This is a genomic window from Alcaligenes sp. CHO6, assembly GCF_037120595.1.
GTDB classification, from domain to species: Bacteria; Pseudomonadota; Gammaproteobacteria; order Burkholderiales; family Burkholderiaceae_B; genus Alcaligenes; species Alcaligenes ammonioxydans.
On sequence record NZ_JBANCI010000001.1, the window covers coordinates 419,667 to 432,591 of the forward strand.

General features: G+C 57.9%; 9 protein-coding genes and 1 other RNA gene. 2 read left to right on the forward strand and 8 right to left on the reverse strand.

Features of this window, described 5'->3' with window-relative positions; genetic code table 11:
- Positions 1 to 149: 149 nt before the first annotated feature.
- On the reverse strand, positions 150 to 1,859 hold the full coding sequence (locus tag V6936_RS01925; RefSeq protein WP_131070706.1) for a sulfate adenylyltransferase: 1,710 nt from the start codon (positions 1,857 to 1,859) through the stop codon (positions 150 to 152).
- A gap of 456 nt (positions 1,860 to 2,315) precedes the next feature.
- Here V6936_RS01925 and V6936_RS01930 point away from each other — a divergent pair, with 456 nt between their 5' ends.
- Positions 2,316 to 5,759 carry a hybrid sensor histidine kinase/response regulator gene (locus V6936_RS01930; protein ID WP_336579287.1) on the forward strand — a complete coding sequence of 1,148 codons (3,444 nt, stop codon included), beginning with the start codon at positions 2,316 to 2,318 and terminating at the stop codon, positions 5,757 to 5,759.
- Here V6936_RS01930 and V6936_RS01935 read toward each other — a convergent pair.
- The 7 genes from V6936_RS01935 to sstT form a co-directional block, all read right to left on the reverse strand.
- Positions 5,746 to 6,408, reverse strand: a complete 663-nt coding sequence (locus V6936_RS01935; RefSeq protein WP_003802940.1) for a response regulator transcription factor — start codon at positions 6,406 to 6,408, stop codon at positions 5,746 to 5,748. The two genes, V6936_RS01930 and V6936_RS01935, sit on opposite strands and share 14 nt — an antisense overlap.
- A 125-nt stretch (positions 6,409 to 6,533) precedes the next feature.
- On the reverse strand, positions 6,534 to 8,198 hold the full coding sequence (locus V6936_RS01940) for a cation acetate symporter (RefSeq protein ID WP_003802942.1): 1,665 nt from the start codon (positions 8,196 to 8,198) through the stop codon (positions 6,534 to 6,536).
- The gene (locus V6936_RS01945) at positions 8,195 to 8,506 is read right to left on the reverse strand and encodes a DUF485 domain-containing protein (RefSeq protein ID WP_336579288.1); all 312 of its coding nucleotides are present in this window, start codon (positions 8,504 to 8,506) and stop codon (positions 8,195 to 8,197) included. Before V6936_RS01945 ends, V6936_RS01940 begins: the two co-directional genes overlap by 4 nt.
- Before the next feature lie 202 nt (positions 8,507 to 8,708).
- Positions 8,709 to 9,548, reverse strand: a complete 840-nt coding sequence (locus V6936_RS01950; protein ID WP_336579289.1) for a MurR/RpiR family transcriptional regulator — start codon at positions 9,546 to 9,548, stop codon at positions 8,709 to 8,711.
- Positions 9,549 to 9,676: 128 nt separating this feature from the next.
- The gene (locus tag V6936_RS01955) at positions 9,677 to 10,180 is read right to left on the reverse strand and encodes a nucleoside 2-deoxyribosyltransferase (RefSeq protein WP_003802946.1); all 504 of its coding nucleotides are present in this window, start codon (positions 10,178 to 10,180) and stop codon (positions 9,677 to 9,679) included.
- A gap of 176 nt (positions 10,181 to 10,356) precedes the next feature.
- A complete protein-coding gene (locus V6936_RS01960; RefSeq protein WP_240208548.1) occupies positions 10,357 to 10,989 on the reverse strand; it encodes a LysE family translocator in 633 nt (210 codons plus the stop codon).
- A gap of 160 nt (positions 10,990 to 11,149) precedes the next feature.
- A complete protein-coding gene (sstT, locus tag V6936_RS01965; RefSeq protein ID WP_240208549.1) occupies positions 11,150 to 12,376 on the reverse strand; it encodes a serine/threonine transporter SstT in 1,227 nt (408 codons plus the stop codon).
- A gap of 144 nt (positions 12,377 to 12,520) precedes the next feature.
- Between sstT and ssrA the strand changes: the two genes are divergently transcribed.
- Positions 12,521 to 12,882, forward strand: a transfer-messenger RNA (tmRNA) gene (gene ssrA, locus V6936_RS01970).
- Positions 12,883 to 12,925: the final 43 nt, after the last annotated feature.

Here is a 12,925-nt window from a genome sequence, read left to right on the forward strand (position 1 = left end):
GCAATACACCTGCGTTGAACCGACCCAAGTCCTTGAACGCTTCGTCACGGGATGGGCACCCCCTGACCGGGCAGGCTGTGCCCGGGTTTTTCTGGGGTGTTTGGCCGGGCTGGCATCCGTGCAAAGCCGTGTATGGGACGCAGACTGTCCTATTCTTTATCGGCGCCACGATAGCGCTGATAGGGCAGTACGTTCCAGGTACGTATGCTGAGCTGCTTGGCAGAGATCACCGCCGGAATATCATCGAGCAGGCTGCGGGCGGAATGCAGCTCCCGCACGACTTCGTGTTTATCCTGGTACATGAATTCGTCCGAGGCTTCCTCCGGCGCCTGCTGCTGTTTTTCTTCCAGGTCGCCGATCAGACGTTCCTGTTGCAGGCGCAGGGCAGCGCGTGCGTCCTCAATCCAGGCGGCCTGCATGCTGCGGTTGTGATCCATGACGGCACTGTATTCGGTGTACACCCCGTTGTAGATATCGGCAGCGTGATGCCGCACATCGTGGTTGGCTATTTCCAGATCGCGCACCGTCAGTTGGGTCGGGTCCAGGGGTTCGCTGCGCTTGGCCCCGCCCAGACGCGTATAGTGCGTGTAGTAGGGAAACATGCTCTGGATCAGCTTGCCCACGGGCTGGATGGCTTCCCCTTGTTCGCATAGCCCTTTGGGTTGAACACCCTGCATGGCGGGCAAGATGGATTCGGGGCGGCAGATCTCTTTGGGCGGCATGATGCCGTGACGCAGCATCTCGCGAATGCCGGTGCCGGAGATGGTCAGTCTGAAGCGCTCGTCATGTGGACAGGTTTCGGAAGTGGCGTGGCAGGCGCAGCGCGTGCAATAGAACACCTCGTGAAACAGACGCACATCAATGCCCATTTCCTGCGGACTGAACTGGTCAAAAATGCTGTGGCTGGCGTACTTGTCGTAGTAGCTGCCAATGCCGGCGTGATCGCGGCCAATCAGCGCATGCGTACACCCATAGTTCTTCATGATCAGGGCATGCAAAATGGTTTCGCGCGGACCGGCAAAAATATAGGTGACGCGCAGCGGCGAGAGGATGGCGCGGTCTTTGGGATAGTAGGTATCCAGCACATTCCGGTAGGCCATCATGCGGAACTCATGGCGCACGTACTCACGCTTGGCCATTTCCACCAATGGCTGCAGGAACAGGCCATCAATCCCTTCCAGCGCATTGCGGTGTATGTATTCATGGCCCCGGTGCAGCGGGTTCGCGCCGGTGATAAAGCCGGCCACGGAATTGAATTTCTTGTCTTCGTAGAACAGGCGCCAGGTGTCTTTGGGTTCGCGCCGCAGCTTCTCGAACGGGCCCCAGTCCACACGCTGCAGCAGGTGCAAGGTGCCACCCAGGGACACGTCGCCCATGCGCCGGTAAATGGAGTCCACGCCGGGATGGTTTCTGTCCGTGGTGCCAAACAGTTGCTGGGCGCGTTGCTCTTTGTCGTAGGAGAAGATGTCCTCTACGCTCAGGATGGCTACCGGCTCGTTGTCGCTATTGGTCAGCGCCACTTCAGAGCCGACCGAAAGTCTTTTAATAATGTCGCGGTTGCGATCGCCAATCGGGGCGAAGCTCAGCGGCACAGGCCACACCACACCATTACTCAAACGACCCTCTTTGAGCACGGAGTTGTAGTCGGCCTCGTTCATGAAGCCTTTGTTGGGGGACAGCACACCCGTGGCGATCATCTCTATGGTGATCACCGCCTCCAGATCCACGCGGATGCTGGGCAGGGAGCGCGCACGTTCAATCTCGTTCTTGACGCGATCTTGCGGGACGACCTGGTTGACCAGCGTTCCACCGTGCGGTTGCTGTGGGTAGCGATCAAAATTCAATGTGGAATGGTTCATATTGCCTCCTTTAAGGTGCCCCGCGGTGACGATGAGAGATAGTTTTTTTGTCGGGGCGTTTTCGTTTGCCAGTGATAGATGAGTTGCAGGCCGCGGGACAGGCCCCTGGATTGCAAATGCTCTATTTCTTCTTGGGATGTCGAACGAAAAATCCTCGTCCGAACAGGTGATGCCGCACTGGTTTGCATGCCGTATGCGCATCGTTGTGTTGCGGTCGTTTGATACGGCATGACGACAAGGAAACAGGCATCGTGCCGGGCTGCTTGGCCGGTGGGGTGATCGTTACCCATGGCTCATGATGCTGCTGCTTGCCCCAGGAAAACCGCCTTGAAAATCAAATTGGGTATAGGTGATAAGCCCTAGCTTTCCATGAGCAGATCCCGCCGGAACTGCCTTAGTATTACTCACAATCGCGAGAAAAATCATCGCGTTATACCAAAGTAGGAGACAGTGCAGATGACGCCGGCTTGGGTGGTGTTGGCTTCCTTGATTTACGCTGCGATTTTGTTTGCGATTGCCTGGTTCGGGGATAGAAACCCCTTGTATACCCAGCGCCCCTGGCTGCGGCCCATGGTCTATAGCCTGGCTTTGGCGGTGTACTGTTCCTCGTGGACGTTTTACGGCGCGGTAGGGTCGGCGGTCCGGTACGGCATCGGTTTTCTGCCTATTTATCTGGGCCCGATATTGATGCTGCTGTTTGGCTGGCGAATCATCGAACGTCTGGCGCTGGTCGCCCAATCCCAAAATACCGTGTCCATTGCGGACTTTATGGCCAGTCGTTACGGACGCTCTCAACGTCTGGCGGCGATGGTGGCAGGTATTGCCGTGGTGGCGGCCGTGCCGTACTTGGCCCTGCAGTACAAGGCGGTGGCCCTAAGTCTGAGCGTGCTGGCCGGGACCGAGTTTCATGCAGGCCTGTTGGGCGACCCGGCCCTGTACGTGGCGATCCTGATGGCCCTGTTTTCCATTTTGTTCGGAACGCGGCAAGTCGATGCCACCGAGCACAGACCGGGTCTGATGCTGGCCGTGGCGTTTGAGTCGGTGGTCAAACTGGTGGCTTTGCTCGCGGTAGGCCTGTTTGCGGTGCGCTGGTTTGCCCACACGGAGCTCGATATGGTGGGGGCGGTCAGCACCTTGTTCGAAAACAGTCCACCGGTGGGATTCGTCGGTCAAACCCTGTTGGCATTTGCGGCGATCATTTGCCTGCCCCGGCAGTTCCATGTGGCTATTGTGGAGTGTGGAGACGTGGTGGACATACGGCGCGCACGCTGGCTGTTTGGAGCCTACCTGATCGTGGTCAGTCTTATGGTCTTGCCGATTGCCGCGGCCGGGGTCAGCTTGTTTGGTACTGGAGCCCAGGGGGTGGCGCCGGATAGTTTTGTGCTCGCCTTGCCCTTGTCGCAAAACCAGGTGGGACTGGCCCTGATGGTGTATATCGGTGGTTTCTCGGCGGCGACAGGCATGGTCATCGTGACCAGTGTGGCGCTCTCGACCATGGTGAGCAATGATCTGGTGATGCCCTTGCTGCTGCGTCGTGGCTGGGCGCAGTATCAGCAAAGCACAGTGGCTTCTACGGTTCTTTGGATTCGGCGTGTCGCCATTATGGTGCTGGCCGGCGTGGCTTACGGCTATTACATGCTTAGCGGCAGCGATACGACCTTGGCGGCCTATGGCTTGATGGCGTTTGTGGCGGTCGCCCAGTTCGGGCCTGGCCTGATAGGAGGGCTGTATTGGCGAGGAGCCAGCCGACAGGGCGTGGAGGCGGGGCTTTTGCTGGGCTTTGCCATCTGGGTCTATACCTTGCTGTTGCCTACCTTGGCCGAGGTGGGATGGTTGGCGGCTGACTGGCTGCACCAGGGGCCCTGGGGATTGGCCTGGCTACGACCTTATCATCTGTTCGGCGTTGAAGGGTGGGACCCCTTAACCCACGGCACTTTCTGGTCCCTGCTATGCAATATCAGCGCATTCTTGTGGGTGTCCTGGCGCCGGCGGCCGGGCCTGGGCGAGCGCCTGCGCGCCGAGCCTTTCCTGAATCCCTATGCGGAGCGGCAAACCCTGGCAGCTCGTCATGCTTATGGGGATTTGTCGGTGCAGGATCTGCAGGTGTTGGCTGAACGGATTGTTGGTAAAAAAATGGCAAGGCGGGCGTTTGAGACCCAGGCACGGCAAATGAAACAGCCGCTGGAGCCGGGACTGCGGGCAGATAGCGCCTGGGTGCATTTCACGGAACTGTTGTTGGCGGCAGCGGTGGGGGCGGCCTCGGCTCGTCTGGTTTTGACCAGTGCCTTGCGCGGTTCAGGCATGGAGGTGGCCGCTATCATGGCCGTGCTGGATGAGGCCGGTCAGGAGTTGCGTTTTAATCGGGATATCTTGTTGGCGACGCTGGAAAATATTGATCAGGGCGTCAGTGTGGTCGATGCAGATATGCGTCTGGTCGCCTGGAACCAGCGCTACCAGCAGTTATTCGATTACCCGCCCAGTATGTTGTATGTGGGACGGTCCGTGGCCGACCTGATTCGCTTTAATGCCGAACGGGGCAAGGTCGATGGCGTAGAGAGCATCGGGGTGGAACAGGCCATTGCTCGCCGGATTCAGTTTATGCGCGAGGGTTCCTCTTATGTGACCCAACGCATGCTCAATGACCGGCAAGTGATCGAACTGCGAGGCCGGCCCCTGCCCGGCGGCGGCTATGTCACCAGCTATAGCGACATCACCCATTACAAGCGGGTCGAGCGTGAGTTGCGGGAGATGAATGACAGTCTGGAGCAGCGCGTCGCCGTGCGTACGCAAGAGGCGGAAAAAGCTCAGGAGTCCCGAACCCGTTTCTTGACGGCTGTCAGCCACGATGTCCTGCAACCGATTAACGCCGCACGTCTGTTTGCTTCGGCCTTGCGCGATACACACGATCTTGCCGAAATGCCCAATCTGGCCGAGCGCGTCGATACATCTTTGCGTACCGCGGAGGAATTGCTGGAGGGTCTGCTGGATATTTCCCGTCTGGATGCCGGAGCCTTGAAGCCCGATCTGGGGGTGATCAATGTTCAGCACTTGTTGCAGCATCTGGCGGATCAATATGCGCCCATGGCGGCTCGGCGCGGCATTCAATTGCGGATTCACGCCCGTCCTTTGTCGGTGTATAGCGATCATCGCCTGCTGCGGCGGGTGCTGCAGAATTTTCTGGCCAATGCCTTGCGCTACACACAGGAAGGCCGGGTGGTGTTTGGCGTGCGGGTTCGGGGCGAAGAGCTGGAGTTCCAGGTCTGGGATTCAGGCCAGGGCATTCCGCCGCATCATATTCAGCAGATTTATGCGGAGTTCCATCGTTACGAGCAAGCTTTCGACTGGGATGGCCGGGGCCTGGGATTGGGCCTGTCCATTTGCCAGCGTATTGCGGTCTTGCTGGGGCACACGCTGGATGTGCGATCCGAGGTGGGGCGCGGCAGCATGTTCTCCATTCGCGTTCCCTTGAGCCACGCGACGCAAGCCAGCAGTCACCCAAGTAACGATTCCAGCAAGCCTGCCGATGGCTTGCCGTTAAAGGGCTTGCGAGTGCTGTGTCTGGACAATGATCTGGATATTATCGCGGGTATGGAAGTGCTGCTGGGCCGCTGGGGAGCGCAAATCATTACCGCCAATACGGTAGATCGTGCTTTGGAGACCATCTCCTTGAACCCCAATGTCTTGCTGGTGGATTATCACTTGCATGATCGGCTGGACGGTTTGCAGGCACTGCAATTGTTGCGCCTGCATTTGCCTCATGCGCAAGGCGCGTTGTTGACGGCGGATGGGAGTGATGAGCTGAAAGCAGCAGCTCGACAATATGGCTATCTGGTGTTGACCAAGCCGGTAAAGCCCGCTTCGCTGCGAGCTTTTTTGACCGCGCAAATTAAAACGTATTAGCGTCCTGGGATTCGTCCTGGTTCAGGCCAAGATGGCTGGCCATCAAGACGGCCTGGGTGCGATTGGAAGCACCCAGCTTGCGCAAAATGGCCGTCATGTGTGCCTTGATGGTGGCCTCCGAGACATTGAGCTCGTAGGCAATCTGCTTGTTCAGTTGCCCGGTGCTGAGCATTTGCAGTACGCGAAATTGCTGAGGGGTCAGCTCGCGCAACTTCGCGGCGACTTCACGCTCGTCCAGGCTGATGCCGGGGGCGGAAGAACCGATTTCCGGCAGCCAGGTGCCGCCATCCAGAACGACTTGCAGGGCGATACCCAGCGTTTGCGCATCAATGGATTTGGGAATGAAGCCCATGGCGCCGTGATCCATGGCGCGGCGCATGAAGCGGGCCTCTTCATGGGCCGTGACCAGAATGATGGGCAGACAGGGGTAGGTTGCACGCAAATGGACCAGTGCACTGAAGCCGATTGCCCCAGGTATATCCAGGTCCAGCAAGAGCAAATCGGCGTCAGGATGGTCGTCGACCAGCGGATATAGATTGGAGATGCGATCCGCTTCGTAGATGGCCGTGCCGGGAAACAGACTAGCTACGACACCTCGTAACGCTTCCCGAAATAGCGGGTGATCGTCCGCAATGAGCAGTTCATTCATGTGGGGATTATGCCATGTTCAAGTATCTGCAAGGATGCCCGCCCGGATGAGCTGTGTATCCGTAAAAACAGGGCACCGAAATGCCCTGTTTTTTCTTGCATGCTGACTGAATCAGCGTCAAAGCCTTAGTGAGCGCTGGCGCTGGCAGCCCCAATACCGGTTTGACTGCGTACGGTCAGGGCCTCGAACGCGGCGCGCTCTTTGACTGCGCGTGCGCTGTTATCCAGTGTTGAGAACAGCCAGATCGAGAAGAAGGCCAGCGGGATGGACAAAATGCCTGGGTTGGGGAAAGGGGTGATAGGCTCGGCAAATCCGAAGACATCTACCCAGACGGTGCTGCTCAAAACGACCCATGCGGTGGCGGTGACCAGCCCCAGAAAGCCGCCAATGGTGGCACCACGGGTGGTGCAGCCACGCCAGGCGATCGACAACACCAGAACCGGGAAGTTGGCGCTGGCCGCAATCGCAAAGGCCAACCCCACCATAAAGGCCACGTTTTGGTTTTCAAAAATGATGCCCAGCAAAATGGCCAGTACGCCCAAGACCACGGTGGAGATGCGCGAAATGCGCATCTGGTCTTTCTCGGTGGCTCGTCCCTTGGCAATGACGTTGGCGTACAAGTCATGCGAAATCGCGGCAGCGCCCGCCAGCGCCAGGCCGGCCACCACGGCGACAATGGTGGCGAAAGTGACGGCGGCCAGAAAGCCCAGCAGCAGGTTGCCACCGACAGCATTGGCCAGGTGGACCGCGACCATATTGGTGCCGCCAATCAGGTCGGTCAACATATTGAAGGAACCGTCAGGGCCGGTATGGAAGTACTCGGGGTGTCTGACCAGCAAGGCAATGGCGCCAAAGCCGATGATGAAGGTCAGCAGGTAGAAGTAGCCAATGAAGCTGCTGGCATAAATCACCGATTTACGGGCTTCCTTGGCGTCGGCCACGGTGAAAAAGCGCATCAGGATATGCGGCAGGCCGGCTGTACCAAAGGCCAAGGCAATGCCCAGGGACAGCACGTTAAGTGGGTTGCGACTGACCGCCGCGCCCGGCTCCAGAATGGCATGGCCGGTCGGGTGAGTGGCAACGGCCTTCGCCAGCATGGTATCCACGTCCCAATGGAAAGCAGCCAGCACCAGAACCGTCATCAAAGTGGCGCCAACCAGCATCAGTACGGCCTTGATGATCTGTACCCAGGTCGTGGCGGTCATGCCGCCAAAGGTCACGTAAATCATCATCAGCGAACCGACAATGACCACCGCCACGTTGTAGTCCAGCCCGAACAGCAGCACGATCAGTTTGCCAGCCCCCACCATTTGTGCGATCAGGTACAGGGCAATAATCAGCAAGGATGCGCTGGCCGCCAGAATGCGCATGGGATTTTGGGACAGACGAAACGAGGTCACGTCGGCAAAGTTGTAGCGGCCCAGATTGCGCAGTCGCTCGGCAATCAGAAACATGACGACCGGCCAGCCAAACATAAAGCCGATGGCATAGATCATGCCGTCAAAGCCGCTGACGTACACCATGCCCGCAATCCCCAGAAAAGAGGCGGCGGACAGATAATCCCCGGCAATCGCCAGTCCGTTCTGAAAGCCGGTCAGGCCACCGCCCGCGGTATAAAAGTCTGATGTGGTGCGGGTGCGTCGTGCGGCCCACCAGGTAATGGCCATGGTCCCGGCAATGAAGATCAGGAACATGACAATGGCAGAGGTATTGGCCTGACCGGGCGAGGCGGCCATTGCATGGCTGCTGGCCAAGCTGAACAGGCCCAAGCTCATGAGTAAGGTTTTCATGTCACGTCCCTCATGATTTGCGCCAGCAGGGGGTCATAGACCTTGTTGGAGATGTAGACGAACAGGGACACCAGAATAACCGCGCTGAGCAGCACAATGGCGGCGCTCAGCACGCCAATCGTCATTGTCATGGAGCCGACGGGACGGCTGAAAAGCTCGGGGTCAAAAGCCAGTGTCAGAATAAAGCCGGCGTACACAATCACGGTCAGACCAAAGAAGATCAGGCTCATGCGGTTGCGTTTTCGAAGCAGCTCTTGATAGGCCGGGTGTTGGGTCACTGCCGTGACGGCAGGATGGGCTGAATTCATGGTTGGTGTCTCCTTATGGGGTTTGATGATTCTTGGCATCGAGGCTCTCTACCTACAGTACGTACAGAGAGTGGGCGCGTGAGGGCGCTCTGTGTACAGCATGTATAAAACGAATCAGCTTTTCCCGACAGGCGACTTTGGTCGTAGAGGAGGGGGGGGCAGGGCGGCGCGTTGGGCGACTTCTTGGGTGCCCCTGCCCGTGTCATTCAAATACTGTCTCGGCCGGTGATGGTGCTTGTTTCGACTCATCCCGATCAAGGGCGTTGCATACGTTCGCGATCTCGGACAACAGCAGATGAGATAGGCTTGCCGCCGCCAGCGCATTGTCAGGCGTCTGTTCAGAACCGGGCTGACAGGGCAGGGGCCAGCGGCTTTTGGGGCGTTCCTTGTAGTCCTGGTCGGTGATCAGCACGATGTTTGCGCAGCGTGTTTCCAGGCGAAGCATGAGCGCTGGCATGCCCTCAGCTCGGGGATGCAGGTTGAAAATTATCACGACATCCTGGTGCTGAATGTCCGCCAGGTATTCGCAGACCGTCTGACCGGCGCCCGGGATCAGCCGCACCCCGGGCATGAGCTTGGACAGATGCCAGTAGAAATGCCCTGCCAGAAAGTAGTTTGCCTGCAAGCCCAGTACCCAGATTTGTCGTGCGCCACGGATGGCCTGGCTGGCCTCTTGCAGGACGGAATGGGACAGATGACGATACGTGTTGCTCAGCTTGTTGTAGCCATCTTGCAAATGGGATTGCAGGCTTGCCTCACCCACAGACAGTTGGGGGCTCGGCGAGAGAAGAGTGTCATCGGTTTTTTCCGTGCGAATCTGCCTGCGTGCCGCCTCGTAGTTGGCGTAGTCCAGGCGACGAATGAGGCGCGTGACGGTTGCGTTGGAGACTTGCGCCAGGCTGGCCAGTTCCGAGGCGTTATAACTGGACAGATCACCGGGGAAATCCAGCGCGAACTGGGCCAGACGGCGCTCGGAGGCGGGTAGATCAGTAAGGATGGCGCGGACGCGGTCAAGAAAAGAGAGTGGGCGCTTGTCGGGCATGGTGTGGGGCGAGGCCCTGTTTTGGAGTTGCGAAAAACGAGCCTGCAGGGAACCGCGGGTTGGGTTCGTCTTGTTTGACGGCGTGTCATTGATTCACAAGGTAAGCCGGTAGTTTGTTCTATAGAAAGTCAGCTGATGGCTTTGAAGTAATCCTGTGCGGCAAGCAAGGCATCGCTCAAGGAGCCATGCACAAATTCCGTGCTGATCGCGACCATCAGGTTCGCAGGCAGACCGAAGTCCTCGATCAGGGCGCCGTTGCGGTCGCGCCAGGTCTGGCTGGCAGGGTCCAGAACGACTGGGCTGTAGTGCTCGCGCACCAGATCCAGTACCGTATCGGCTGTGGAGCGGTATGTGAATACCGGCAGGCCCTGAGCTACCGCGTAGCCGATTTCAAAAGCCGTGCCCGTGTCGATCTCCGCGCCCCTGAACGCCGTGATATTGGCCACGACTGCATCGGCCTGATCCAGTAGGCGGATATTGTGGTGATAGATGGCAGAGGCCTCAATCTCTTCCTGATCAACGGGGTGCAGAGGCTGAAAACCAAAGTCTCGCACCAGTTGCTTGTGCAGTTTGGCACGCTCGACAGCGTCGCTGAAAAACACATCAGGACCCGCTAAATAGATACGCTTCATCGTGGCTCCTTGTTGGTTTTGGGAAGGCAGGCAACCAGGGGCCGCGTGGGCCCGGACGCTGATCTGCAGCGGAGGCACAACGAGGCCCTGTGGTGTCGGTCATGATCTACGTGATGATATACGATTCAAACCGTGGGAGCAGAACATCGGCGAGAGGTTTTTCCGGCCACCAGGACTCAATCGGATTCGCTGCGGCGGTACACGCTAAGGGCAAGCCCCAGCCCGGCCAGCATGCCTGCACAGCCTCGGTTCAGCCAGCGCATGGCCTGGCCCGAGAGCAGGCGCATGGCGTGATGTCCTCCCAGGGCGTAGACACTCATTAAGGCAATATCAATCAGGGCGGTGACCAATGCCAGCGTAATGTATTGAATGGCGATCGGGCTTTCAGGCCGGATGAACTGGGGTAAAAAGGCCGAAAAAAACAGCAAGGCTTTGGGGTTGGACAGAGCCACCAGTAAAGAACGCAGGAAGGCGGCCCGACCCGTACGGACTTTCTCTGTGGAGGGTTGCGACGGGACGGCGCTTACAGGGGCATGCCAAAGACCATAGGCCAGATAAAGCAGATAGCCGGCGCCAACCCATTTCACCAACGTGAAAAGCTGCTCGGAAGCCAGCAGCAGGGCGCCCAGCCCCCCGCCTACCGCGGCGATCAGAATCAGATCCGAGAGCGCGGCACCCGCAATTCCGCAGGCGGCAATGCGTTTGCCGCCATGGGCGCCATTGTTCAGGGCGAGCAGCATGGTCGGCCCAGGCATGACGGTGACAGCGGCCACGGCAACGACATACAGAGAGAGACTGGTTAAATCCACAAAGACTCCTTGAAAAGAACCGGGCGACAAAAGTGGGCGGTAAGAGGGGCCACGCGGGAGCAGGGCCGGGTTTTGAATGGATGCAGTCGTTCAGCAGGAGTTAAGCATAAAAAAGGCCAGCCTGAATGGCTGGCCCCCGTTGCATTAGGCCCTCATTCAATCAGGCCTGGCCTGGTTCGAGCGTTGCCGCAGCCGTGAACAGCACGTCGGTAGATGAGTTCAAGGCAGTCTCTACGGAGTCCTGCACCACCCCAATCACAAACCCGACTCCGACCACTTGCATGGCGACATCATTGGAAATTCCGAACATATTACATGCCAGAGGAATCAGCAGCAAAGAGCCACCAGCCACACCGGAGGCGCCGCAAGCGGCAATGGTGGCCACCAGGCTCAACAACAGCGCGGTAGGCAGGTCGGCGGGGATTTCCAGCGTATGTACCGCAGCCAGGGTCAGAACGGTAATGGTGACGGCTGCGCCGGCCATATTGATGGTGGCACCAAGCGGAATAGAGACCGAGTACGTGTCCTTGTGCAAGCCCAAGCGCTCGCACAATGCCATGTTCACCGGAATATTGGCGGCGGAGCTGCGGGTGAAAAAAGCGGTGATCCCGCTTTCACGCAGGCAGGTAAAGACCAGTGGATAGGGGTTGCGACGCAGTTTGGCAAACACGATGATGGGATTGATGATCAGGGCAACAACCAGCATGCAACCCACCAGCACGATCAGCAGCAGGCCGTACTGGCGCAGCGCCTCAAAACCGGACTCTGCAATGGTGACCGCCACCAGCCCAAAAATCCCCAAAGGCGCAAAGCGGATGACCAGACGCACCAAGGAGGAGACGGCATTGGCCATATCAGTGAGCAAATCACGTGAGCCTTGGGAGCCGTGCTTCAAGGCCAGGCCCAGCGCAATGGCCCAGGCCAGGATACCCATGTAGTTGGCGTTGAGCAGGGCATCGACCGGGTTCACGACAATGCTGGTCAGCAGGTCGAGCAAGACTTCAATAATATTGCCGGGCGGGTTCAAGGTAGAGTTGGCCAGATCCAGTTTCAGCGTGACGGGAAACGCGAAGCTGGCGATGACGGCCACCAGAGCGGCCAGAAAAGTTCCCAACACATACAGCACCAGGATAGGACCCATGCGGGTAGAGGACTGGACCTTTTGATTGGCGATGGAGGACATCACCAGCACGAACACCAAAATGGGCGCGACCGACTTCAAGGCAGAGACAAACAACTGACCGAGCAGGGCGATGGAGTGCGCGGCGTCCGGCGCAAAGCGCCCCAGCAAAATACCGGCGATCAAACCGATCACAATTTGCGTTACAAGGCTGCCATGCAGGATAAAGCCTAGTAGGCCTCTGGCTTGATGGGCGGGGTGGGCCATGAAAAGCGACTCCAGACAAAAGGGGAGGGATGAGTTACGTGAAAAACGCCCTGGCGAGGACTCAGCCAGAGCGCGAAAGAGGTTTATTCTAGCACTTTGGGCTATGCAATTTGTAGCCAATGTGGTATGGTTACTAATCCACATGGGGTCGACATGGCTTCGACGTGGGTCAAGAAGCAGATCAGGGCGTGTCGAGCACCAGTACGCTCGTAAATCCACTGGAAAACTACAAACGCCAACGACGAGCGTTTCGCTCTAGCCGCTTAAGGCTGGGCCACTGCACTAATTTGTCTTTGGGTTAGGTAGGGCAACCTACAGCAGTGTTATTTACAAAGAATCGAATCGGGCTGCGCCACGAAGTCCGGTTCTAAAACTTAGTGGATCGCCAAGGAAAGGCCTGTCAATTGGCATAATCCAAGGTTAAAACTTAAAGTTAATTGACTACACATGTAGAACTGTCTGTGGACGGCTTGCGGACGGGGGTTCAATTCCCCCCGACTCCACCAAAATTTCTTGAAAAATCAGTATGTTAGAAAAAGATCGTGTCAG